Genomic DNA, 25,518 nt, shown 5'->3' with positions numbered 1-25,518 from the left:
AGCCTATATTCAGGATTTGTGAACACAGGTATCATATCTCATGTTCTCTTCTAATTGAATCTTAAACTTTATTTTTTAACTAATTGGCCATCTAATTGTCGCGTCACATGCATATCGTGAATTGAAATATAGCCCAGCTCTGGCACTAGTGTCTTTTGTATTTTCTTTGACATTAAGTAATCTAAGAAGCGCGCGACTTCTTTATTAGGTCTACCCTTCGTATAAACATGCTCATAAGACCAAATTGGGTATCTACCGTCAATAACATTTGCATTAGTAGGGGCACTGTTATCTACCGAAGGTGCAGTGACTGAACGGTCAATATAACCAAACGAAGCATATGAAACGGCTCCTGGTGTTGTTGCAACAATGGAACGCACCATACCAGAAGAATCTTGTTCTTGCGCGGAAAGGCTTTGCGCGCCACCTAGTCCCCACTTTTCAAAAGTGGCACGTGTCCCCGAACCAGCTGCACGGTTAATAATGACGATGTTTATATTTTTGCCACCTACCTGCTGCCAATTGGTTACTTTACCTGTGAAAATGTCACGTAACTGATTAGTGGTTAAATTACTAACACCATTGTCTTTATTTAGCAATGGCGCAATACCGACAACAGCTACTTGATGATCAACTAATTTTTTAGCGTCAATACCAGCTTTTTCTTCTGCAAACACATCAGAATTACCTAAATCAACTGCACCTTGTGCAACTTGACTTAATCCCGTACCAGTACCACCACCTTGTACGTTAATGAATGTGCCTAGGTTCTCCTTTGCATACTCTTCGCCTGCTGATTCAACAAATGGCTGCAACGCCGTTGAACCAACTGCTGTGATAGATGTGCCAGAATTTCCTTTGTCACGTGTTGCATAAGCTGTTCCAATAGCCGCAACAATACCCACGGCTACAATTGCAGACACAATTGTTCCGCGATGCGATTTCGACATATTCATGCCTCCCAAGATTTAACTACTACTCCTCTATTATCTTAAAACAATGTAAATGTCACTACGGTCTTATGTAAAGAAATCGTAAAGGAAACGTTTACAATGGCATCGTCATACTCATAACTGTTCCAACACCGACTTGCGACTGAACCTTAATCGTCCCGTTATGCTTACTGACGATTTCATTAACAATTGCCAGGCCAAGACCCGTTCCATTTGCAATTTTACGTTGTCGTGATTCATCCCCACGATAAAAGCGTTCAAATATGCGTGATTGCTGACTCGTTGGGATACCAATGCCAGTATCTTTAATATTCAATTGCCAATATTGATGGTCCTTAAATGCTGTCACTTGAATGCTACCACCCTGAACATTATATTTCACAGCATTAACTAATAAATTCTGCAAAATTGTATTAACATCTGCGTAAATGCTATGGACAACAAAATCCCGTGGTACATCGTTTCTTAGAGTAATGGCCTTATCTGTGTAGAGTGTTCCAATTTGTTCCCATTGTTTATCAATCATGTCACTAATTGTTAATTCTTTTTGTAGTGTATCATCACGTTGCTGTGCACGTGATAAAGACAAAATATCATTCACTAACAAGGATAGTCGTTGTGCTTCGTCAGAGACAATTTGCAAGAATTGTTGCCGTGTGGTTGCATCTTCACCAGCAGGACCTTGAAGTGTCTCTATAAATCCTGTAATAGCTGTTAAAGGTGTTTTTAATTCGTGTGACGCATTCGCTAGAAAGTCAGACTGCATACGCTCAATTTGAAGAACAGTTGTTAAATCATATAAAATAATCATGACTTCAGCGTGCTGAACATCGCCTTTTTGATAAAATGTGCTCACTTCATACTGTTTCATACCGTTGTCAACTGCCAAATTTAAGATCGCTTGCTGGTTTTGCTGGGTATTAAAAGTTTGAGTAATTAGCTCTGATAAGGCAAATTGGCGAATTACTAAGCTCTCAGCAATAGGTGTTTCAGGACGATCTACAGCTAATAAATCCGCTGCTGTTTGATTAAAAACATCGATAATATGCCGCCGGTTAACATGAATAACGCCAACGGGTAAACTAGTTAATAAAGATTGATAATTTGCTAGATCACGTTGCATCGTCGATTGCATATGTTTAACATAGCTTTGCAACTGGTTAAAGGCATTGATTAAATCATAGTAGGGTGATTGTGGTTCAGCTAATACACCACGTGGCTCTTCATTATTTTGAGTCGCTAACATGCGGTTTGTCATAACATCTATTTCACGTTGTCTTCGCCCATTCCAAAAAAGTGAGACAGCATATTCGCCAATAGTTGCTAAAAAAATCGCCAATAATAAAAGAAGCCATTGTTTAACACTGAGATGAAATAACAACACGCTAAACAATAAAATGACGCTCATATTCACACATAAAAAACTCAAAAATTTTAGGCTATTTTTTTTCATCTAGTCTTTACCTCATTTATATCATAACAAAAAAGCTCGCTATCGCGAGCTTTGTTAATTTGAATCTTTTAATTATTTGTAACCTTACCAGCAGCGTCACGAGTTACCTTCATATCAGTTAAGCCGATATAACCCAACTTAGGAACTAACGTCTTTTGAACATCTTTTGTCAAGAAATAGTCTAAGAATGCTTTAGTTGTTCCTGTTGCAGAACCCTTAGTGTACATATGTTCATAAGCCCAAATTGGCCATGAATTATCTTCGACATTTTTCTTATCAGGAGTTACTTTATCAATATTCAGTGCCTTGATACCTGAAGCATCTAGGTAAGCAAATGCTAGGTATGAGATAGCACCAGGTGTTGTTGAAACAATCTTTTGCACCGTACCGTTTGAATCTTGTTCTGTTGTCTTAATGGCTGCTTGCCCGTTTAAGACATTCTTTTCAAAGACCGCACGTGTGCCTGAACCAGTTGCACGGTTAATCACAACAATTTTTTCATCTTTACCACCAACTTCTTTCCAGTTAGTGACTTTCCCTGTGAAGATATCGCGTAACTGATCTTTTGACAAGCTAGATACTTGTACTTCAGAGTTAACAACTGGAGCAATACCCACCACTGCTACCTTATGATCTTGTAGTTTTGATGCGTCAACACCAGACTTTTCTTCAGCAAAGACATCTGAGTTACCGATTTGGGCTGACCCACTTGAAACTTGACTCAAACCAGCGCCTGAACCGCCACCCTGAACCGTAATTGTAGCACCAGGATTTTTTTCTTGGAAAGACGTTGCAACTTGTTCAGCTAATGGCTGCAAAGCTGTTGAACCTAAAGCAAGCACTTTACCACTAACTTTGGTTGTTGCACTTGATGATGTTTTAGCACCACTATTACCTGAATGATTGGCACTACTATACAACGCGAAACCCGCTGCGATTACAACGACACCGCCTACGATTCCGACAACTGTTTTGTTCATGAGTGATTCTCCCTTTGACTAGGCTTCAAAGAAGCGTATGTAGTGTAAACAGGGGTTGTAGTAGAGGCTCTTGGGTGCCTGTCCTTGCTTACAAGTTATATACTACATACCTTATGTCAAAGAATCCCCATCAAAAGTGTTGTCGTTATGTAAATGTTTGTAAAAACGTCTTTACATAACGACTTACACAACTAATGTATAGCCAAACCCACGAACCGTTTTTAATAATTGTGGCGATTTAGGATTGGTTTCGATTTTTTCTCTTAAATTACTGATATGCATGTCAACCATTCGACTTTCACCAGTGAATTCATAACCCCAAACAGCTGTCAAAATTGTTTCTCTGTCGATTACACGTCCAATTCTGTGAGCAAAATAAAGTAATAACTCATACTCGCGGGGGGTTAAAGTTAAAATCTGATTGTCCCTAGTCACAACTTTTTTGTTATCGTCAATGACGACATTTTGAACCTTAATGACATCTGATTCAGCCAAAACTTGATGATCTACCTGTGAACGACGAAGAACAGCTTTGACACGTGCCACCACTTCACGTGGACTGAAAGGCTTAGTAATATAATCGTCTGCGCCCAATTCTAATCCGAAAACGCGATCAAATTCGTCGCCCTTTGCAGTAACCAAAATAACTGGCGTACTCACTTTATCTTGACGTAAATTTTTTAATAACGTCATACCATCAATGACCGGTAACATCAAATCCAACAATATAGCGTCAAAACTTTCTTGTTTGGCTAAATCATAAGCTGTTTGGCCATCAGAAGCTACCGTGACATCATAACCATTTTCTTCTAAATTATACTTTAACAACGTTGAGATTGCGATTTCATCATCCACTACTAAAATTTTTGCCATGATTTCCAGACACACCTTTTATGGCGCGCAGTCCTTCCAATTCTTTACTTAATTGCATTGTAACAAAAAAAAAGGAAACGCCCTAGCGTTTCCTTTTATTCTTTACAGGAATTATACAATTGGCTCATCTGTCAAGTCATCTGTATCACTAGCAAGTTCTATCGTCTCAGCGCCTTTTTGCTTGTCTGCAGTCGTCTCATCGGATTCGGCTGTTTCACCATCACCTATACCAAAAGCATTGCGAACTTTTTCATAGATTGTTTGTCGCATATCGGCATTTTCTGGATCATCCAAAAATTCTTTTGCCTTTTCACGGCCTTGACCAATTTTCACATCGTCATAGTAGTAAAAAGCGCCAGCTTTGCGAATAATTTCTTGTTCTGCACCTAAATCTAAAATTTCACCAGTTTGAGAAACACCTTTGCCATACATGATGTCAATTTCTGCCACTTTAAATGGTGGCGCAACTTTATTCTTTACAACCTTCACCTTAGTGAGGTTACCTGTAACATCCGTACCATCTTTAATTTGAGTTGAACGACGAACTTCAAGTCTAATTGTTGAATAGAACTTCAGCGCGCGTCCACCAGGTGTTGTCTCAGGATTACCAAACATCACACCAATTTTTTCACGAATTTGGTTAATAAAAATAGCAATGGTTCCTGTGCGATTTAAAGTCCCAGCTAATTTACGAAGCGCTTGACTCATTAATCGTGCTTGCAAACCAACATGCGAATCACCCATTTCACCTTCAATTTCAGCTCGAGGTACAAGGGCTGCGACTGAATCAACAACAATAATATCGACCGCACCTGATTGTACTAGCGCATCAGCAATTTCTAAGCCTTGTTCGCCAGTATCTGGTTGTGATAGCAGCAATTCATCTTTTTGTACGCCCAATGCCTCAGCGTACTTTACATCTAAAGCGTTTTCCGCATCGATATAAGCTGCTGTACCACCAGCCTTTTGCACTTCAGCCACCGCATGTAAAGCTAAAGTTGTTTTTCCAGAGGATTCTGGTCCATATATTTCAATAATTCGGCCTTTGGGATAACCACCAACACCTAACGCAACATCTAGCTTAACCGACCCAGAAGGATAAGTCTCAATTTGCGTCAAAGCATTGTCACCTAAAACCATGACTGAACCCTTACCAAAATTTTTCTCAATTTTTTTTAAGGCTTCATCTAAAGCGGCTTTTCGGCCTTTAGCTTGGCTATCTTTATCATCTTTTTTAGTCGTCTTTTTTGTGACCATGTGTGGCTACTCCTTTTATCTTACTTCATTAGTTTACCTGTTTATGACAGTAAAAGCAAGCAAATAAACGAACAATTGTTCGTTTATGTTCCCCTTTATTTTATTAGACGAAAAAAGCGCTATTAGCGCTTTACATACCATCAGAAAAAACTGCTCTATTTTGCCAAAAATAATCTACCCCTGAGTAGATGGTGAAAACAACGGCAATCCACAATAATATGCCACCAACAGGCACATGTACAAAAGTGAATGGCATGTCTTTGAGATACAAAAATAAAATGGCAAACATTTGAGAAAATGTCTTAATTTTTCCAGGCATCTGCGCTGCCAACACTTGCCCATTATTTTCAACAATCAATGTCCGTAAACCAGTTATCGCTAACTCACGAATTATAATAACTGCCGTCATCCATGCTGGTACAACATGGAAACCCGTTAAAAATATCAACGCTGTCATTACCAGTAACTTATCTGCTAAAGGATCAGCAAATTTACCAAAATTAGTAACAAGGTGTTGACGTCGCGCAATTTGACCATCCAAAAAGTCAGTAAACGCTGCCACTGCAAAAACAATTGCCGCAATTAGCCAATTAACTGGTAAATGTACAGATCCCATATTAATGACCGACCATTGATAGGGTACGGATAGAATAAGAATGAAAACTGGGATTAAAACAATTCGAAAAACTGTTAATTTATTAGGGAGATTCATCATTGCCTCTTTACTTATTTAAGTTAATTAACACATTCCAAAACGGTGTCGCAGTATTAATTACTGATATTTTTTGATCGTCAAGCGTCATTACTGCGTTGCCAACATTTGTAAATTGAACATTGACAGCATTCGTTCCAGTAGGCACAGTAATTGACTTATTTGTGGTAACCATCTCATTAAACAAAATATTTTGTCCCACTGTCACCTTAACATTCGTTCCTGTACCTTGACCGTTAATTTTGATAGTATGCGCCGTATTATTTTGTCCAGAAATATTATAAATTGTTGTTTGTAACGCCGTATTCTGCTCTGGCGTTCCTAAATTCAAGGCTGGCTTAGCCGGCTTTTTTTCTTTTTGACTTGACGATGAAGCAGCTGTGCTTGATGATTGTGATGCTGGCACCGTTGATGTTGACACTGAGACATTGCCACTGTCATTTGACTGCTGCTTGCCTTGTGTTAAGTGTGTCAAAGCAAACCATACCACAATTAACCCAATGACCACTAATAAAATGACCCAAATCGTTGGTAACAAGTTCGATAAACGAGATTTTGTGGATAATTGTGTATCATTTCCTGCACGCACAATACCGTCATTATCTCGGTGCGCACGACTCAAATCATTTGTTCGTGAAATTGAAGCTGGGCGTGTTTCTCCCAATAAATCTTCAGGATTCAAACCCATGGCTAACGCGTATTGCCTAATAAAGGCGCGCACATAAAAGTCCCCTGGTAAGACACTGAGATTATTACTTTCAATGGCTTCAAGGTACCGTACTTGAATTTTTGTAATCTGTTGGACATCATCCAAAGACATATTTTTAGCTAGACGAGCAGCTTTAAGTTGTTCCCCTATTTGATTCGTTAAAGTTTCACTCATAATTTTCCCAGTTATTATTTCTTCAAGATAAAGCGCTGTAGTGTAACATTTTGATAGATTTTGTTAGCAAAGTCTAATATGTCGGTATATGTTAGTGCTTGAAGTAACATAATTTTATCAAACAAGTTGTGATTGAATAAGACGTCATCCCCTCGTAACGCTATACTTTCCAAACTATTGAGACGCTGAATACCCTCACCCAGCGTTGCCCGCTTTAAGGATTCAAACATTGACTCTTGTCCTGACAATATCGCTTTATAATTTTCAATCTGATTTTGAATAGCTGCTGTTAAAGCTTCATATTCCGTCGTTTCTGAAAAAAAACTAACAAATTGATAATCACGGATTATATCAAATGATGTCTCAAATTCAGTATCGATAATACCTTTATTATACAGGTTTTGATACCAATCTGTCTGCTCTCCAAACATCATATCGGCTAAAATATCAGCTATTAACCCTGCTTTGGTACCATCCATAGACTTCAAATTAGTATTTTCTAGACGAATACCCAAAGCAATCTTAGGTCTCACCACATTGAAATGTTTGATTTCTGTGACTTTAGTTGGTATTTCAAGTTGATCAGCTAGACTATCGACTTGAATATCTTCAATACTTTTTTGCGCTTGATTGTCACGAATTAAAGCCAGCACCGTTTTTGGCTCAAAATGACCAACAATTTGTAATGTTAACTGCTTTGGTTGGTAAAAAGCTTTGTGAATATTATATAACAATTGCGGTGTGATTTTTGAAATCGTCTTTTGTGTTCCCGCAATGTCATCAGCCAATGGCGACTTAGGATACAGGATTTGCAATAATCCCATGTATACAATCCAGTTGGGGTCGTCTTCATACATTTGTATCTCTTGTCCAATAATACCTTGTTCCTTGGCAATCGTTTGCAGACTAAAATATGGTGTTTGAACAAAATCTAGTAAATGGACTAAAGATAATTCAAAATTATCAGTCGTGGAAAAAAGATAACTCGTTTGATAAGCTGTTGTGAAAGCATTGGCATCAGCACCTAATTCTCCGAATCGTTTAAAAGCATCCTCGCTTTCTTTTTCAAAAAGCTTGTGTTCCAAAAAATGAGCCGTCCCAGAAGGAATATCAATTACTTCTGAATTATTGATTTTAAAATGACGATCTAATGAACCAAATGGCGTTGTCAATACGGCGAAAGTCTTGTGGTAATTCTCTTTTGGTATCATGACCACTTTTAAGCCATTATCTAGCGTTTCAGTTAATACATGTTCTTGTAATTGTTGATAGTGTTGTTCTTTCATTCGACTGCCTCAGGCAATAATGTAAATCGTGTTTGTAAAACAACTGCTTGCGCTAGCTGTGCGACATCTTCCACAGAAACTGCCATAATGGCATTAACCCATTCATTTGTTGGCGTTTCACGTCGTGTTAATAATCTTGAGAAAGCCAAGGTCATTTCACTATTAGGTGAATCTTGTTGACTTAAATAATCATTGACAACACTCGTTTTAATGGCTTCGAGAATTTCTCGTTTGATATTCCCTTGCTTAATGGCCTGAAGTTCTGCCTGTATCATGCGATCAGCTAACCCAACTTTATCAGAGGCCAGTCCGGCGGCTACTGTTAAAAAGCCTGTATCATGCTGCCATCGTGAATAAATAGTGTAGGCTAACGACGATTTTTCACGTACATTTGCAAATAATTTGGACAAAGGTGATCCACCAAATAACGCATTCAAAATAACTGCTGTAAATCTTTGAGGATCATCTGGCGCTAAACTCAACTGGTAAGCTAACATCAAGACAGCCTGTGTTAAGTTAGCTTGCGTTTCAGTAATTTCAACCGTAACTGGGCGCAGACCCTGCCTATAAAATGGTTGAAGCGGTTGCTGTGTACGAGAATGAAGTGGCCATTTATCTAAGAGAGGTAGAATGTCGGTTTCAGACACATCCCCAAATACAATAATATTAATTTCGTCTGATGTCACCATACTTTGATAAGCACTATACACACTAGCCGGTGTTAACGCTTTAACATCTTCAACCGTCCCTAATGTAGGCCGTTGCATTGCGGGTAAACTATAAGTTAATTCTCTGAGTTTTAGTGCCGCATAACGTTTTTTATCGTCAATTAAGCCATCGATTTCGTTGATTAAACTTTGTTGCTCTTGCAGGAACACAGACTGATTAAAAGCTTTGTCAGTAACAAGGGGCTCAAAAATCATGTCGCGCATAAAATCAAAAGCATCAGTTAATAGATGATATCCTGCATCCGCAGAATTGAGATAAATGGGCGCTGGCATTTGTAATTGATAGCGAATATGGTGTGTCTGACCAAAACGCGTGACATCTGTTTGATATTGTGCACCATATAAATCAATGGTCTTTTGCGCCACGGCTTGTTGATTGGGATATTTTTGGGCACTAACCGCTGTTAAGTACGTCAAAAGTGCCCTAGCCGAGGTTGTGCTTGCTAACAAAGGTGCTGCAAAATCGACGGCAATGTTTAGTGTTTTAAATTGTTTTGTGGGCATCACAACAAGGTGCACCCCTGGTTTAAGTTGTATTTTTTTCATAATATTGGTGAGAATAAACGACTGAATTTTTGTAATATAGTCATCCAAATAGACTGTTCCTCATAATCGACAGTTGTTAACTGTGTTGATTGTGATACATCTTGTTCAAAAAGCGCTTCAAGTTGTCCAGCAAACGCTGGGTCATACATGAAAGCGTTGGTTTCAAAATTCAAGGCAAACGATCGAATATCCATATTCGCTGAACCAACTGTGGCAATTTCATGATCAATGATAACAACTTTACTATGCAAGAAGCCACCATCATAACGATAAACTTCGGCACCTAAATCAATTAATTCCTTCGCATAATACTGCGTTGCACGATACACAAAAGGATGGTCTGGGCGGTCGGGAATCATTAGGCGTACACGTACACCTGACATCACAGCAATCTCTAATGTCTCTAAAATAGCCGCATCCGGAATAAAATATGGTGTTTGAATTGTTATTTCTGTTCGAGCTGAAGCAAACATTCGCATAAATCCCTGTTTAATTTGCTTCATGTCATTATCTGGCCCACTCGATACAATTTGAACCATTGAACGGCCAGGTAATGTTGATATCACTGGAAAATACTGTGTTGTTTTAACTAACAGCTCATTAGGCTCGGCTGTGGCATTCCAATCCATTAAAAAACGACTTTGTAAAGACAGGACTGCATCACCATGAATACGCAAATGCGTGTCTCGCCAATGACCAAATTTTTTGAATTGACCAAGATATTGATCGCCCACGTTAAAACCGCCAATATACCCTATCATACCATCAATAATGGCTAACTTACGATGATTTCGAAAGTTAAAACGTAGTGTTAGCAATTGAAACGGTCTCATAAGAAATGATGTAGCGATACCACCGGCTAGCCTTAAGCGTTTGTATAACCGTCTGTGCTGACCATGTGAGCCAAATTGATCAAATATCACGCGAACTTCAACGCCTTCTTGTGCTTTAGCAGTCAATAAATCAATCAATTGATTGCCTATATGATCATCATAAATTGTGAAATACTCAAGATGAATATGATGTTTGGCTTGTCTAATATCTTCGAACAGCGCCGCAAATTTATCTTGGCCATTATTATAAACTTTAATATCGTTTCCACGTGTTAAAACGGCCTCATCGGATGACAAAAATAAATTGACTAGCTCTGACGCAGCATCTGGAACAGGTAGCAATTGTTCAATTTTTTGTAATTGTTGCCTTTGGTTGTCAGCAATCTGTTCTAACCCACGTTGTTCTTGGGTTCGCAAACGAAATATTTTCTTATTGGAAATACGACTGCCAACTAGAAAAAAAATAAAGAAGCCAACAACCGGCATCGTTATTAACACTAATAACCAAGCCCAAATTGTTGCAATATCTCTTTTCTGACTGAATACAGTCACGATGGCACCGAGGGTATTGACGATTAAAAGCAAAATCACAATTATCCACAATGAATCTCTCAGCATTTGTCACCTCTCGACTCTCAACTCATAATACTACTAGTGTAACATTTTTCAGACATTCATGACAAAATGATCGTTATTTTCTAAAGAAAAAATCAAAGCTATTGTTTAGCTTTGATTTTGTGTTTTAATTAGCAAACCATTTGTTTTCAATTTGTTGTAAACGGCCATCTTTTTTGAATTGTGTTAAAGCTTTATTAACTGCTTCACGCAACTTATTATCCGATTTTCTGAAGCCAACTGCTGTCATATCAACAGGAAATGCGCCAACAGTCACAGTATAATCTTTAGGGTTTGGCTGATGGGCCACATAGTAACGCGCATAATCTTCATCAATGAGTAATCCATCTATTCTTCCAGCATTTAGATCGTTAAATGCTTTATCAAAAGTATCATAACCAACAACTTTTTGGTCTTTAACGTACTGTTTTAAAACATCAGGGTATTTATTAAAGCCCTCATCGCCACTCGAAGCCGTTTGATCTCCTAGTACTTTACCTTTCATGTCTGAAAAGCGATTAATATTATTTTTCTTTAATGTCACTAAAACTTGTGTTGCTCGGTGGTACGTGTCAGAAAAAGCTACCTGTTTACCGCGCGCCGTCGTCTTAGTATAGCCATTCCAAATCGCATCAATGTTGCCCGTGTTTAGTTCAGTTTCTTTCATAGACCAATCAATAGGTTGCCACTTAACTTTGATATCCATGCTTTTAAACACTGCATTTGCTAAATCAACATCAAACCCCACAATGTTACCTTCTTTGTTTCTAAATCCCATTGGCACAAAGGTATCATCTAATCCGATAGTAATTTGTTTTTCTTGCTTAATACGCTGCCAATCATCTTTTTGCGCTGTAGCTTGCGTGTCTTTGTTCTGCTTATTACCAACGCCAAGGGACAGAATTGCCCAAATAACAATGGCTAAAAAAGCTAAACCAACCAACGTGTTCACAATGATTTTACGTTTCATACTGACCATTATCGTTTCACCTCCGTCGCAAAGTCGAATACACGATCAGACACTAATTCGGCAAAGAATTGATCATGTGTAATAATCATCTGCGTCACACCTTGTTGTTTTAATGTCTTAACAACCTCAGCCACTTGACGTGTTGACGCTTCATCCAACCCACTCGTTGGTTCATCATAAGCCAAAATCTGCGGTTGCATCGCTAGTGCTCGCGCAATCGCCACTCGTTGTTTTTGCCCGCCCGATAACTGGAAAGGATAGAGGGTAACTTTATCGCTCATACCTAATGTTTCCAATAATTGTTTGGCTACTTGTCTTGCTTCGCTTTTCGATAATTTCATAACACTAATCGGTGCCAAAGCCACATTGTCTAAAACTGAATAATTTGGAAATAAGTTAAAATCTTGAAAGATGAGGCCCACTTTCGCATCAGATCTAGAACCATCGACTGCTAGCACGTCATGATTTAGTTTAATTTCACCACTGTCAGCTGTTTCTAAGCCAGCTAATATTTTAATTAGGGTTGTTTTACCAATACCTGATGGGCCTACAATACTCAATACTTCACCATCTTGAACAGTTAAATCTAGTGATTTAAAAATCGTGTTATCAGCATATTTTTTTGTTAAGTTTTTAATTTCTAACATCAGTTACCTCCAAATATTCAAACGACTTTCACTTTGTTTTAGCAACACAGTCACAATTGCCGTCATCAACAGATAAATCATGCCGACTAATAGATAAGGCACTAGCGTAACATCTCTACTTGCAGCAATGTTACCAGCGCGCAGAATATCACCCAAACCAATAACATAAACTAACGACGTATCTTTCACCAGATTGATAATCTCGTTTCCAAAAGATGGTACAACAATTTTAATAACTTGTGGCAATATAATCTTAAAAAAAGTTTGTACTTTATTGAGCCCAAGAACCTTAGCCGCATCATATTGACCACGGGGTACCGCTTGTAACCCCCCTCTGAATATTTCGGCTAGATAAGCGCCATAATTAATAATAAAGGCAATAGCAGCAGCTTCAAATCGAGGAAATGTAATACCCATCATGCCTAAACCATAATAAACAAATATGAGCTGAAGGAGTAATGGTGTCCCTCGCATAATCCATATGTAGCCATTAATTAGCCAACGAATTGTAAAGTACTCCGACTTCATACCTAGGGAAACAATAATTCCTAGTGGCACAGACCCAACAATTGTTAGAAAAAACACCCCCAGTGTCATTTTCAAGCCTGATAATAAGCTGGGTAAAATATTGAGGAAATAGTTCATTTTTTTCTCCTTATCACATTTAAATATTATGTTATATATTAAAAAAGCCCTCTTGCAAAATATTGCAAGAGGACGCTCGAGCGTGGTGCCACCTCATGTTCTGACCTTGCTCACACAAAATCACTTACTCAGTCTTTGTCATAGTAGCAAAAACGCCCTCCGAGTATCACTACTCAGAGGGCGTTACCGCGGTGCCACCTCTTAAATGTATTAACCATCACTGATAATACCTCAATAAGTCCAAAGACTGTATGCGATAACGGGCACTTCCGATGCAGCCTACTTCAATTCAACTACATACTCACAGATGTGGTTCATCTGAATAATTTATTTGCTCACACTAACCGCAAACTCTCTGAAAAATTAATCAAACTACTCTTCTGCTCAACGTTTTTAATATTGACAATAATATATCCTTTTTATGCCAACTTGTCAAGTCCTATCTTAAAAACTGAAAAAGTGACCAGACGGGATAATAGCCAACTGTGGCAATTATAGTATTTAGTATTACCGTGGGCAACACTTCATACAGAAGAAAAGTGGTAACACTGATATTGGCAATCCCAATGACAAAGCCAGCAAAGTAAGTTATCAACAAATAGACGACTAGACCGATGAGAAAGATTGTTGCCCCACTTAATAAGCGTTCATCTAATACTCGCTTGAGTTGTTTCATTAAAGCTGTCGCGGCAACAAAGGCTACTGTGTAGGTCCCAAAAATGCCAGTATAATACATATCAAATAAGATACCCACTAAGACAGTGTAAAGCCAGAACGGTAGATCCGCCTCAACGTCAAACTGCACACCGTAAAATAACCAAATTAAAGTCGTCACTGGTAAAACATGCCAAGGAAAAGCAGTAAAAATACCGCCCATACCAGCCATCAAAGCGCCATCAACAAAAAGAAGTAGTACAAGTAAAACGGGATAAACAACCCTTAGCCGTGTTATTTGCCAAAATGCCATTATTTTGCTCCTAACTGAGATACAGCAACCATAACCGTGGTAATATTGCCCAAATCAGCTGCTGGTTCAATATATATACGTTTTGACAAACCGTAGTCATCCTTTGTCACACGCGCAACTTTACCCACGTACAGTCCAGCAGGTATCACACCACCTAAACCAGACGTTTCAACCAAATCACCTGATTTAATTGTGCTATCTGAGGTAACCTGTCCCATAATTAATTGATTTTTCTCTCGATTAAATCCAGTCACAATACCATTAACATCGCCACTACCACCCTTAATCGTGATGGCAAAGCGATTAGCATCTTCACTGGTGTCTGAAATTAAAGCCACTTTTGCATTTGTTGTATTGACTTCGCTAATACGACCAATAATTCCAGCACCTGACAACACTGGCATACCTTTTTTTAAGCCAGTGTTCGTGCCTTTATTAATCACTAATTGTGACTGCCAAGTTGTCGGTGAACGACTAATTGTCACAGCAGAAACTGTTTTATAGTCGGTTAAAGTCGCCTGTAGCCCTAATTGTTTTTTCAGTGATCGATTTTCTTCTTCAACGGTTTGTAGTCGCACCTTATCTTGCGCAAACTGGTCGAGCTTTGACTTTAACGTGCGGTTTTCTTCAAAAGTATCTAATAAATTACCGATACTATTGGCTGTTCGCCCAATTGCTGTCGTAGGTACCGCAATAATACGACTGACTCCCCCAGCCAAATCGTTACCAAAACGTTGAATAAAAGGCGGTGTGTTGGTACGTTTTGCTAACCAGTTAGAACCTGTGATTAATCCGATAATCACAATAAACGCAATAATCATTGTCACAACGGTACGTGAAGAAAATATTTTACGCATGTTGTTGTCCCCTTTTTCAAAAATAAAAGCGTAGCGCCAGCCGCCACGCTAATGTTAATTCTTTATCTTAATAAATGATTAATTTTGACGCATAACGTCGATTGACTTCAAGGCTTCGCCTGTGCCAATAGCTACTGCATCTAATGGTTCGTTTGCAATCAAAACTGGTACCTTCGTTGCTTCTTGAATAATTTTATCCATATCACGCAACATAGCGCCGCCACCTGTTAACACCATACCATGATCAATGACATCAGCTGCCAATTCAGGTTGCGTGGATTCCAAGGTTTCGCGAATAGCGATAACAATCTCTCTGACAGGCTCTTGAATCGCCATAGCAACATCTTCAGCAGTCACATCAATTGTCTTAGGTAAACCAGTTAACAAATCTCGACCACGCACGGAAGCATCTGGTAATGTGCGTGCAAGCGCCAGTGACGCAGCGCCAATTTCTATCTTAAGGCGTTCAGCGGTTGGCTCGCCAATTGTTACATTGTACTTATTCCGTACAAAATTGGCAATTGATTCGTCTAATTTATCTCCGGCAATACGAATCGAACGACTCGACACAATACCACCCAAAGAAATAGTAGCGACATCAGTAGTACCGCCACCCATATCCACCACCATTGAACCAGTAGGATCCATTACAGGCAAACCTGCACCAACAGCAGCGGCAAATGGTTCTTCAATAACATAGGCGTCGCGTGCGCCGGCCACACGGGCGGCATCAATCACGGCGCGACGTTCAACAGCTGTCACACCTGAAGGTACGCCAACTGTAACGTATGGTTTACCGATACGTCCACCAAGTGCCTTTTGAAGATAGTACCGAATCATTGCAACAGTTGTATCATAGTCTGCAATAACACCATCACGCATTGGCCTAATAGCTGCGATACTAGCTGGTGTACGGCCGAGCATGTCTTTTGCTTCAGAGCCGACAGCTACAACCTCATTGGTTTGCGTATTACGTGCAACCACTGAAGGTTCTCGTAGTACAATGCCTCGCCCTTCAATATATACGTATGTGTTGGCAGTACCAAGATCGATACCGACGTTTCGTTGTCCAAATGAAAATGCCACGACGCTGCCCCTTTTTACTTTTTAAAATATGCATATCTTAAAAATGCTTAACTTATAGTATTGTAGCATAAAAATCGACGATATTGCCGACTAATTTACGCGAATATATTTAACATGACCCTGCTTACTTGCAACGCCTCGTATTTTATTTTGAGACGGAAAATCACGCCAAACTTTTTGAAAGGCGGGAAAGGTTTCTGGCGTAATGGCTAATTCATCAATTTTACCATCTCTCAAATCATTTAATTGTTGTTCATAATCCATAATTTTACCTCACAATTATTATACAACATTTTCTTTTTAGCACTCTAAAAAAAAGAGTGCTAATTTTAATTGCAATTTAATCTTTAGGTGCTATACTTGAGACATAATTAAGAAAGGAAAATGTGTGCATCACGTTTTTTCAGGATCACACACGGTGATATTATGGCATCACAAGACCCATTTGGATTTGGTAACATCAATTTTGATGAGATGATGCGGGCTATGAATGAACAAATGCAAACAAGTTCAGCCAACCAGTCAACGTCAAACACAACACAAGATAAAAAAAACAAACAAAATAAACGCCCTACTTTACTCGAAGAATACGGTATAAATCTAACGCAGCAAGCCCGTGAAGGTAAGCTTGATCCTGTTATCGGGCGTGATCAAGAAATTTCCCGAACAATTGAAATTTTAAACCGACGCACAAAAAACAATCCTGTTTTAATCGGTGAAGCAGGTGTTGGTAAAACGGCCGTTGTTGAAGGCTTGGCCCAAGCCATTGTTGCTAACAAAGTCCCTGAAAAATTGCGTTCCAAAGAAGTGATTCGTCTAGATATGTCCGCCATGGTACAAGGTACAGCCATGCGAGGACAATTTGAAGGACGTATGCGTCAACTAATGAAGGAAGTGGCAAGTAATGATGATGTCATTTTATTCATCGACGAAATACATGAAATCATGGGGGCTGGTAACGCTGAAGGCGGTATGGATGCTGGCAATATATTAAAGCCAGCTCTGGCCCGAGGGGAATTTCAACTCATTGGTGCCACAACCTTAAACGAGTACCGTAAAATCGAAAAAGACGGTGCCATTGCGCGTCGTTTTCAACCTGTACAGGTTAACGAACCAAGTAAGTCAGCCACAATTACAATCTTAAAAGGTATCCAAAAGCGATATGAAGATTATCATCACGTTGCGTTTACTGACGAAGCAATAACAGCTGCCGTCGAGCTCTCAGATCGTTATATCACAGAACGCTTTTTACCTGATAAAGCCATTGATCTCATTGATGAAGCTGGTTCACGTAAGAACCTGTCAATGAAAATCGCTGACCCTAAAACAATCCAGGCAAAAATTGATCACGCTGAGAGCCTAAAGCAAGAAGCCATTGATAAAGAGGATTTTGAAAAAGCAAGCTACTGGCGCGATCAAGCCAACCAGCTAACATCACAGAAAGCGCAAGTTGAGGCGCACCCTGAAATGTTTAAACCTCAAGCAATTACAGAAAAAGATATTTTACAAATCATTGAAGATAAGACCGATATTCCTGTAGGTGCCCTAAAAGAAAACGAAGCTAATCAACTACAGACACTTGATCAAAATCTATCAACGCACATTATTGGACAAGATGATGCAGTGGCAACGGTTGCTAAAGCCATTCGTCGTAACCGAATTGGTTTAACAAAATCTGGTCGTCCTATTGGTTCTTTCCTCTTTGTTGGTCCAACGGGTGTTGGTAAGACTGAGCTCGCCAAGCAGTTAGCGCAAGAGATGTTTGGTAGCAAAGACGCTTTAATTCGATTTGATATGTCAGAATATATGGAAAAGCATGCCGTATCTAAGCTCATTGGCGCTCCTGCTGGTTATGTTGGGTATGAAGAAGCCGGTCAATTAACAGAGCAAGTTCGCCGTCACCCTTATTCATTAGTTTTAATTGATGAAGCTGAAAAAGCCCATCCTGATGTCATGAATATGTTCTTGCAGATTTTAGATGATGGTCGCTTAACGGATGCTCAAGGACATGTTGTTAGTTTCAAAGATACTATTGTTATTATGACTTCTAATGCCGGTTCAACAGATACTGGTAATACACCAATGGGCTTCAATCAAGTTGATGCGCAAAGCAGACTTTTGCAACGCCTAGAAAATTATTTCCGTCCTGAATTTTTGAATCGTTTTGATGATATTATTGAATTCCAAACACTCACTCAAAAGCATTTACTAACTATTGTTGATTTACTCCTAGCTGATATGAACGCTAATTTAGCTGATAATAATCTGAATGTCATTGTTAGCGATTCAGCAAAAGCTAAGTTAGCTGAACTTGGTTATAATCCTGCACTAGGGGCAAGACCTCTGCGGCGTGTCTTGCAAGATAAGATTGCAGATCAACTGGCAGATTACTACTTGGCACATCCAGCAAGTACCGTATTACTTGCTGATTTAGATGATGCCAATCATATTGTTATCACTGAAAATCAAGCATCTCCTGTTAAAGCATAAGAAAAACACGATTCTTAGCGACTCATGATTAGTCGTTGCGGAATCGTGTTTTTTACAATTTGTCAATAAATTTTAAATTTTTATCTTTTGCCATGGCTTCTGGGTTTGAGCCAGGCTGGTTAATTGGCACAGCAACATTTAGCTTGTCATAATAATGCTGCCAATAATCTGACACTTCTTGTTTATCATCATTAAAATGTAACGGTTGTGTCGGAAATGTAATCATACCCTGAAAGGCTAATTCTACTAACTGTGAACAATAAATACCGTCACCATCTGGATAAAAAGTTTTATTATAAGATAAACCTTCGTATGTCTTGGCTTGCGCAATCACATTCTCAGCTTGATGTTTTTGAATTTCTGGTCGATAAAGATCAGGATGTGGTGAATCCGACAAAAATTGTGCCAGTGTTTGCGTTGCCACACCATATTTTGGACTAGCATGAATAACATGTGTCTCATCAACCACAATACCAACATGAACATAATCGCCAGTTGCGGCTGCAATAGCATCATCCATGCCATCATGTTGATTTCGTACGAATAACAAATCTGCTGCTTGTAATGTTACCATTGCTTACTCACCTTCTAAGTTATAAGACATTATTGCCAAACGTCACTGAGTAAATGGGTTTCCTCAGGCTTTGGTCCCACAGCAAAGCTTAACAAGTCGACCGACAATAAATCAGAAATACGCTTTAAATAGTTTTGCGCATTAGCTGGTAATTCATCAAATGATTGCACACCAGTAATATCCTCATCCCATCCAGGTAGTGTCTCAAAGTTAACATCTAAGCCTTCAAACCATGTGTCTGATGCTGGAAAATGATGAATTTCTTCGTCTTTATAGGTGTATGATGTAGCGATTTTAAGCGTTTTTAATCCGGTCAAAACATCAAGTGAGTTAATTGCTAACTTTGTCAAGCCAGATACTTGTACCGCATGTCGCAACGCAACAGCATCTAACCAACCAATTCTACGTGGTCGCTTAGTAACCACCCCATATTCATGACCAACTTCACGAATATGATCAGCAATGTCGTCATGTAATTCCGTTGGGAAAGGGCCTTCCCCAACACGTGACGTATAAGCTTTGATGACCCCAACCACGTCTTGAATTTGTTTTGGTCCCACGCCAGCACCATTCATAACCCCACCAGCAGTAGGATTTGAACTAGTAACATAAGGATAAGTGCCATGATCAACATCAAGCATAATACCTTGGGCACCCTCAAAAACGACACGCTTTTTGTTGGCCATCATCTGACCAAGCAAATAGGAAGTATCAGTCACATATGGTGCCAATTGACGACCATATTCAACATAAGTTTCATAAATGTCATCGTAGTTCAGTGCTTCTTCATTGTACAATTTGGTCAATTGTGCATTTTTAAACGGTAAGTATTCTTTTAGCAACTTAGCAAATACATCAGGATCAACTAAGTCTGCCACACGAATACCAACACGTGAAATTTTATCTGTATAAGCCGGACCAATTCCTTTTTTAGTTGTACCAATACGATTATTTGTTGATGATTCTGCAGCTTTATCAAGCGCAATGTGATAAGGCATGATAACATGCGCACGATTTGAAATTCGCAAATTATCAATTGCAATACCTTGAGACTGTACTTCCGCAATTTCTGCAAGCAAGGCCTCAGGGTTTACCACAACACCATTACCAATAACTGCTAATTGGCCTTCTGTTAGGATTCCTGAAGGTAAAGCTGACAACTCAAATTTTGTATTGCCATGCCAGATAGTATGACCGGCATTATTGCCACCTTGATAGCGCACAACTGCATCTGCATGCTCTGCAAAAAAGTCTACTATCTTACCTTTACCTTCATCGCCCCATTGCGAACCAACAACAATTACACCAGACATATTTTTCTCCTAGTACGGCCACAGCTGCTTTCAGACGGGATAGGTTTGTCGGAGAAAGTGTTGTCAGTCAAACGTGATAACACCTGTTTGCGCCCATCCGTGAGTGTCCCTCTGTAACGGCACGTTTTATTTTTTAGTAAAACACGAACAATAAAACAATAAACGCCTTTTACCTAAACATTTTACCATACAAAAGAGAGATAAGATATAGAAAAATAAATAAAAAATGTTGTTTCTAAAAAAGTATCACATGTTTTTTTTATTGACATTAAGCCATGATAATTTCTCTTGAATTAGTGCAACTGTTTGTGGCCAAACAAACACTGTTAATAATAAAAATATCGGTAAAAACTGAATAATGTATCGCGAGCGGCCGCCCTCAAAAATCAACAGGTACAAAAAGCCCCCAACAATAGCTAGCCGTAACACAGCTGTCAGTCGGTCTTTTTGCCGCCATCCCAGACTAATAATTCCGATACACATAACCCACCAGAATTGCGCAATAAAATGAAAGTCAGAAAGATAATGTCCACTTGGATAAATAATATTTTGTATCACACTTTTTACACCATTTTTTGCTGGTTTATCGATGATAAAGCGTCCCTCTTTCAGCCAAGCAAATGTACCATCTGATGTATTTTTATCTTGTTTGTGAATTAAAAAGATGAGATAGCCAATGAACCCTTTCTGTTGTAACCTTTCAACTAACTTGTCTTTTGAATAGCGTGACATAGCAGCCTGTGAAGGTTGTTTAGCCATTGCTAAGACATCTTGTGCATTATAACCGCCATCGCCACTCACACCCATACTAATAAAATGAATTGGTGGTAAGGTACGATTTTTCTGAATCACCATATAAGTTTGGTTTTGTAATACCTTGTTGCCTAACTGATAACTGAATCCTGCTGTCAGCAAAAATACAGTCACCACTAAAATTTTCATCAACATTATTTTTTGATTATTATCTCTAGTTATCAAAATGTGTAAAAATTCTACAACAAATATAGCAATAATAGGAATCATTGCTGAGGGTTTGAGAAAGTAAATGCCAGACAAGGTCAAACCAGCTATAATGCTGATGCCCACCTTTAACACTATATGCCATTTTGTTGTTGATATGATTACATAACACAGTATCAAAAGCGCTACAAACGGTAAAACATAAATGTCGGAATAAGGTACTAACACCATTGGAAAAAGCATTAACCAAACAGCATGTGTATACAAGCCAATCGCTAATTTACGTTTATCAACGAACCAGACTGTCGTCATATTAACGTGGACAGTCCCAATTAACAATAACCAGTTGACTCAGTCAAACATTAACCAAGAGGTATTATGCATTACTTTTGCAATTTCATGTTGAATCAATAATAATGATAAATTGTTCGTGTTGTAGCTATAATAAGATCTTATATTAGCTGAACTCGTTTGCGTCAATGCTTCATGAATGGCACCGGGATCAAAGCCAATGGCTGGATGTGTCTGTAGAATGACAATTAATTGCCAAAGTAATGCTAAAACGACCATGATAGTGGCTACTAGCACGCCATGCTGTATAAATACTCGTCGCCAAAGTGTTCTAAACGTCTGATTAACAGCAAAAGCCAATACAATTGCAATGATTATCAACAAAAAAACGATGGATACCCAAGTCGTGCCAATACCAATAAATTCATCACCTGAATTACTTCTTAAATTCAAATTAGTCGAAGTCACCGCAAAATATAACGTTATAAAAATAAACAATAGATATATGCTATCTAGGCATTTTTGTATATTATAAGCACACCGTTGTAATTTAGTCCGCATCACCACCCACCTCTTCAATCTTGCGCCAAAGCAATATTAATAAATCGTGTTGGCGATTCACCGACAGACAAATCCAGCAATTGACATGATATTTTGAGTAAAGCTGTAGTTAAAATATCAAATAGCACTTCGGCAAAATTTTCAAGCGTTGGATTAATGTCATCAAATGGTGCGACAGTGTTTAGAAATTCACCTGAAAAAACTGCAATGCTATCATTAATCACTGTCTCAATATCTTCAAACTTCATTGGTTGTGGATAAGTCATCGGTTGGATATCCAAAATCAATTCCCACGTGTGAGGATGTGCTACACCTTGTACTCCTTGCCAACGTACTGCATGCGTGGCATTAATAAAAGTTCGTAACCTATATGTTAAAACCTTGTTACTCATAACTATTTTTTATCCTTCCATAACTGCGACCAATCAGCCATCAGAATGTTTTTAATATCACGTGTTTCAGATTTAAAAGTTTTTGTCTGCCAAGCCGCATTTCTAGTCATTGTATTAATAATTCCAATAAAACGAATTAACGTATTAATGCCATTATAAAGTGGCATAGTGAATGCTACCCACCATTTATTTTTAAAGTAAGCGCGTTCAGTGGGAAACGCTTTCAAAAGCATATATGAACTAGTATAGTTCATCAACCCATAAGCAACATATAACACGTACATCATCACAACTGACATAGACACAACGACAGGTGAGTAACCGAAAAATAATAACATCGCAAGCCCAGTAATCCAAACCAAGCGTGGAAATATAAACGTGTGATCAATCATTAATCGACTAATCATAAAGTTAGTAAAAATCTGACGGACACTCAACTTATTCTGCATGAAATTTTGTGCGACTTCAATTTGCCCACGCTGCCAACGCTGCCGTTGTAAATAAAGTTCACTATAACCTGATATTGGTTCAACATAAAACATGGAATCATCACAGAAACCTATACGCTTGCCTAGGCGGAATCGCAGTTGAAATGTCATATCAGTATCTTCACCAACCGTGTCAACATTATACATAAATGTCTGAACTAATACATCTCGTCTAAACGCTGAAAATGCACCTGACATTGTGAACAAACGATTACCACGGTTTTCAATACTACGGCCCGATAAGAATGATTGTGCATACTCAAAATATTCGTTTAACTGTAGCAATTTAAGCCATTTACTTTGCGTTTTTTGAATCATTTTTTTTTGTGTCAGAATCGTACCAGTTGCTGCATCAATTTCTGAGTGATTTTCAAAATAAAGCACAAACCGTTTTAAGGCATTGGGTTCTAACCAACCATCAGTATCCAAATTAATAATATATTGCCCCATACTATTATAAATAGCAGCATTTAGTGCACGCGCTTTACCTTGATCTGTGTTCATCCACTGCATTCTAAGTACTGGGAAATCAGCTTGAGCCTGATTAAACACCGTAAAACTGTTATCAGTGCTTTGATTATTCACGGCAATAATTTGGATTAATTGTTTTGGATAGGTTGATTGACTAATCGACTGAATACACTGGTATAATGTTTGTCCTGAATTATATATAGGTAATACAATAGATACCATTGGTAATTTCAATGGTTCTTGCATCACTTGATGGTTTTTTGATGTTTTTATCAAAACTAGATTGAAATAAATAGCTGGGAAAATTTCCACAACAATCGGAATGAGCAACCAAGTGAACCAAAAACCTAACTGATAAGTAAATTGATGTAAATAAAATGACATAGTTTATCCCTGTTTTTTGAGCATTTGATTAACAAGTTGCCCCTTTGTGAAGACTAGATAATAAAGTAAGATTGCAATTGAATAGAACAACAGGCGTCCGATAATCGAATGAGCAACATAAAAAGCCCCATCGCCAAAATAATAAATTACAATTGCAACAAAAGATAGTCGTAACGTATTTGCAAGGAAAAACCATAATGCCCCAATAAGCGCCAACATTAACCGCTTTTGTGCATCATACACAGGATAAAAGGCAATTAATCCCCAAAATGCCGTTGTTTCAATAATGCCTGAACATTCATAATCAACCAATAAAATGCTGGTATGATGATTCGCCACCACCTGAATAACATGTGACGCATAGAAAGTATCAAATAAGCCAGTAAGATGACCAACAACTCCGGCCGACCAAGTGAGAATGGTCGAAAACAACCAGACACCATAAGGTTTACTCCATAAAAGAAGAATAACGAACAAGCCTGCGCTGCCAGCCAAAAAATAAAAAGCATCCGTTTTAGCACGCTTCAGAACAGATAATACATAGACCCAAATAATAATTAGACCAATAATAACCGCATTATTAAGCATGAATTACCTCGTTTGTTGCTGATGCCGTAATCTTTTTTCGGCGCTGATTTTGTAGGTAATAGCCACCACCAGCAAATACCAAACCAATACCGGCAAGTAACCATGGCCCTGTTGGTGAACCAGCATACGTGATACTTTCGGCTTGTTTGAATAGATAACCATTGTACAAACTAATTGTCGCATTTTCTGATATGTTATTATTTAAAATTTTCTTTATCGCCTTTAAAGATATTTGAAACTGCCATGAAGTCTTGTTATAGTTATAGGCTGTGAATTTTCCATAACCAACTTTTTTACCTGTATACAACTCAATAACATCAAACGACGACCTTCCTGTATCAACCATTTCTATGAAAAGCGATTGATTGTCAATCGCAAGTTGATAACCAACATGATAATCATAATTATCATGTTTATCATGTTGACACCACCACGGAAAAAAAGAAGTTCCTTGATACCATGGCCCCATATCAATAGCTGTATAGATGTTATTTTTGTCTGCAGACATGCCGACATTCACAGTTGCATACCAAGGTACTTGACTAAAAGGCGCATAAGCAATTTCATGTTGATTAAAAGATATTTGATTGTAGCCACTATTGGAACGAGCGTCTACTTTTAATGAGAATAGAAATATCGACAACAAACTCATTACCAAAACACAGAAGCTTTTATTAATTATTACTTTATTCATTTTCGCTCCAAATCTCAAAAA

Annotated in this window: 26 protein-coding genes and 1 other annotated feature; of the genes, 1 reads left to right on the top strand and 25 read right to left on the bottom strand. The window is 38.5% G+C overall.

The annotated features are described in order from the left end of the window. Positions 1-68: 68 nt before the first annotated feature. From FAZ25_RS05520 to FAZ25_RS05440, 17 genes are all read right to left on the bottom strand, one after another. Positions 69-950, bottom strand: a complete 882-nt coding sequence (locus tag FAZ25_RS05520; protein ID WP_085698682.1) for a phosphate ABC transporter substrate-binding protein PstS family protein — start codon at positions 948-950, stop codon at positions 69-71. A 97-nt stretch (positions 951-1,047) separates the two neighbouring features. Next, complete coding sequence (locus FAZ25_RS05515; protein WP_080984258.1) at positions 1,048-2,361, bottom strand: cell wall metabolism sensor histidine kinase WalK; 1,314 nt, start codon at positions 2,359-2,361, stop codon at positions 1,048-1,050. A 113-nt stretch (positions 2,362-2,474) separates the two neighbouring features. Then, positions 2,475-3,386 carry a phosphate ABC transporter substrate-binding protein gene (locus FAZ25_RS05510; protein ID WP_004901961.1) on the bottom strand — a complete coding sequence of 304 codons (912 nt, stop codon included), beginning with the start codon at positions 3,384-3,386 and terminating at the stop codon, positions 2,475-2,477. Positions 3,387-3,569: 183 nt separating this feature from the next. Then, entirely contained in the window at positions 3,570-4,259 is a 690-nt protein-coding gene (locus tag FAZ25_RS05505) for a response regulator transcription factor (protein WP_048801499.1), read from the bottom strand. 111 nt (positions 4,260-4,370) lie between these two features. Then, the gene (recA, locus tag FAZ25_RS05500) at positions 4,371-5,516 is read right to left on the bottom strand and encodes a recombinase RecA (protein ID WP_048801498.1); all 1,146 of its coding nucleotides are present in this window, start codon (positions 5,514-5,516) and stop codon (positions 4,371-4,373) included. A 130-nt stretch (positions 5,517-5,646) separates the two neighbouring features. After that, a complete protein-coding gene (pgsA, locus tag FAZ25_RS05495; protein ID WP_012305368.1) occupies positions 5,647-6,228 on the bottom strand; it encodes a CDP-diacylglycerol--glycerol-3-phosphate 3-phosphatidyltransferase in 582 nt (193 codons plus the stop codon). A gap of 10 nt (positions 6,229-6,238) precedes the next feature. Beyond that, entirely contained in the window at positions 6,239-7,111 is an 873-nt protein-coding gene (locus tag FAZ25_RS05490) for a RodZ family helix-turn-helix domain-containing protein (protein ID WP_004904929.1), read from the bottom strand. 14 nt (positions 7,112-7,125) lie between these two features. After that, positions 7,126-8,397, bottom strand: a complete 1,272-nt coding sequence (gene yfmH, locus FAZ25_RS05485) for an EF-P 5-aminopentanol modification-associated protein YfmH (protein ID WP_012305369.1) — start codon at positions 8,395-8,397, stop codon at positions 7,126-7,128. After that, positions 8,394-9,671 (bottom strand): EF-P 5-aminopentanol modification-associated protein YfmF, encoded by a 1,278-nt coding sequence (gene yfmF / locus FAZ25_RS05480; protein WP_085698743.1) that lies wholly within the window; start codon positions 9,669-9,671, stop codon positions 8,394-8,396. Before yfmF ends, yfmH begins: the two co-directional genes overlap by 4 nt. Then, entirely contained in the window at positions 9,668-11,122 is a 1,455-nt protein-coding gene (gene cls, locus FAZ25_RS05475; protein WP_040177250.1) for a cardiolipin synthase, read from the bottom strand. Before cls ends, yfmF begins: the two co-directional genes overlap by 4 nt. A 124-nt stretch (positions 11,123-11,246) precedes the next feature. Continuing rightward, positions 11,247-12,098: an amino acid ABC transporter substrate-binding protein gene (locus tag FAZ25_RS05470; RefSeq protein ID WP_085698678.1), complete on the bottom strand. Its 852-nt coding sequence runs from the start codon at positions 12,096-12,098 to the stop codon at positions 11,247-11,249. Beyond that, a complete protein-coding gene (locus tag FAZ25_RS05465) occupies positions 12,098-12,736 on the bottom strand; it encodes an amino acid ABC transporter ATP-binding protein (protein ID WP_048801496.1) in 639 nt (212 codons plus the stop codon). The genes FAZ25_RS05470 and FAZ25_RS05465 overlap by 1 nt, the downstream gene beginning before the upstream one ends. A gap of 3 nt (positions 12,737-12,739) precedes the next feature. Next, positions 12,740-13,381 carry an amino acid ABC transporter permease gene (locus FAZ25_RS05460; RefSeq protein WP_004901980.1) on the bottom strand — a complete coding sequence of 214 codons (642 nt, stop codon included), beginning with the start codon at positions 13,379-13,381 and terminating at the stop codon, positions 12,740-12,742. 173 nt (positions 13,382-13,554) lie between these two features. After that, positions 13,555-13,778 (bottom strand) — a binding site (T-box leader). Positions 13,779-13,820: 42 nt separating this feature from the next. Further along, complete coding sequence (gene mreD / locus FAZ25_RS05455) at positions 13,821-14,348, bottom strand: rod shape-determining protein MreD (RefSeq protein WP_048801495.1); 528 nt, start codon at positions 14,346-14,348, stop codon at positions 13,821-13,823. Beyond that, complete coding sequence (mreC, locus tag FAZ25_RS05450; protein WP_004901984.1) at positions 14,348-15,205, bottom strand: rod shape-determining protein MreC; 858 nt, start codon at positions 15,203-15,205, stop codon at positions 14,348-14,350. The genes mreD and mreC overlap by 1 nt, the downstream gene beginning before the upstream one ends. Before the next feature lie 78 nt (positions 15,206-15,283). Beyond that, positions 15,284-16,291 carry a rod shape-determining protein gene (locus tag FAZ25_RS05445; RefSeq protein WP_004901987.1) on the bottom strand — a complete coding sequence of 336 codons (1,008 nt, stop codon included), beginning with the start codon at positions 16,289-16,291 and terminating at the stop codon, positions 15,284-15,286. A gap of 90 nt (positions 16,292-16,381) precedes the next feature. Beyond that, complete coding sequence (locus tag FAZ25_RS05440; RefSeq protein ID WP_004901989.1) at positions 16,382-16,555, bottom strand: hypothetical protein; 174 nt, start codon at positions 16,553-16,555, stop codon at positions 16,382-16,384. Positions 16,556-16,717: 162 nt separating this feature from the next. On the opposite strand from FAZ25_RS05440, the gene FAZ25_RS05435 reads away from it, so the two are divergent. After that, positions 16,718-18,781, top strand: a complete 2,064-nt coding sequence (locus FAZ25_RS05435) for an ATP-dependent Clp protease ATP-binding subunit (protein WP_036058422.1) — start codon at positions 16,718-16,720, stop codon at positions 18,779-18,781. A 52-nt stretch (positions 18,782-18,833) separates the two neighbouring features. Here FAZ25_RS05435 and FAZ25_RS05430 read toward each other — a convergent pair whose 3' ends face one another. From FAZ25_RS05430 to FAZ25_RS05400, 8 genes are all read right to left on the bottom strand, one after another. Continuing rightward, positions 18,834-19,355, bottom strand: a complete 522-nt coding sequence (locus FAZ25_RS05430) for a YiiX/YebB-like N1pC/P60 family cysteine hydrolase (RefSeq protein WP_004901994.1) — start codon at positions 19,353-19,355, stop codon at positions 18,834-18,836. Positions 19,356-19,384: 29 nt separating this feature from the next. Then, on the bottom strand, positions 19,385-20,668 hold the full coding sequence (locus FAZ25_RS05425; protein ID WP_085698676.1) for an adenylosuccinate synthase: 1,284 nt from the start codon (positions 20,666-20,668) through the stop codon (positions 19,385-19,387). Between the two features lie 246 nt (positions 20,669-20,914). Next, the gene (locus FAZ25_RS05420; protein ID WP_243236200.1) at positions 20,915-21,940 is read right to left on the bottom strand and encodes a hypothetical protein; all 1,026 of its coding nucleotides are present in this window, start codon (positions 21,938-21,940) and stop codon (positions 20,915-20,917) included. A gap of 39 nt (positions 21,941-21,979) precedes the next feature. Then, the gene (locus FAZ25_RS09630; RefSeq protein WP_243236199.1) at positions 21,980-22,480 is read right to left on the bottom strand and encodes a hypothetical protein; all 501 of its coding nucleotides are present in this window, start codon (positions 22,478-22,480) and stop codon (positions 21,980-21,982) included. Between the two features lie 14 nt (positions 22,481-22,494). After that, the gene (locus FAZ25_RS05415) at positions 22,495-22,872 is read right to left on the bottom strand and encodes a 6-carboxytetrahydropterin synthase (RefSeq protein ID WP_004901999.1); all 378 of its coding nucleotides are present in this window, start codon (positions 22,870-22,872) and stop codon (positions 22,495-22,497) included. A gap of 2 nt (positions 22,873-22,874) precedes the next feature. After that, complete coding sequence (locus FAZ25_RS05410) at positions 22,875-24,215, bottom strand: TIGR03111 family XrtG-associated glycosyltransferase (RefSeq protein WP_192269128.1); 1,341 nt, start codon at positions 24,213-24,215, stop codon at positions 22,875-22,877. A 3-nt stretch (positions 24,216-24,218) separates the two neighbouring features. Next, complete coding sequence (xrtG, locus tag FAZ25_RS05405; protein WP_004902005.1) at positions 24,219-24,803, bottom strand: exosortase family protein XrtG; 585 nt, start codon at positions 24,801-24,803, stop codon at positions 24,219-24,221. Further along, a complete protein-coding gene (locus FAZ25_RS05400; protein ID WP_192269126.1) occupies positions 24,796-25,497 on the bottom strand; it encodes a Firmicu-CTERM sorting domain-containing protein in 702 nt (233 codons plus the stop codon). Before FAZ25_RS05400 ends, xrtG begins: the two co-directional genes overlap by 8 nt. Positions 25,498-25,518 lie beyond the last annotated feature (21 nt).

Source organism: Leuconostoc sp. LN180020 (assembly GCF_014844115.1).
Classification (GTDB): domain Bacteria; phylum Bacillota; class Bacilli; order Lactobacillales; family Lactobacillaceae; genus Leuconostoc; species Leuconostoc citreum.
Note: the sequence above shows the minus strand (reverse complement) of the source record. Positions and strands in the feature narration are given on the sequence as shown.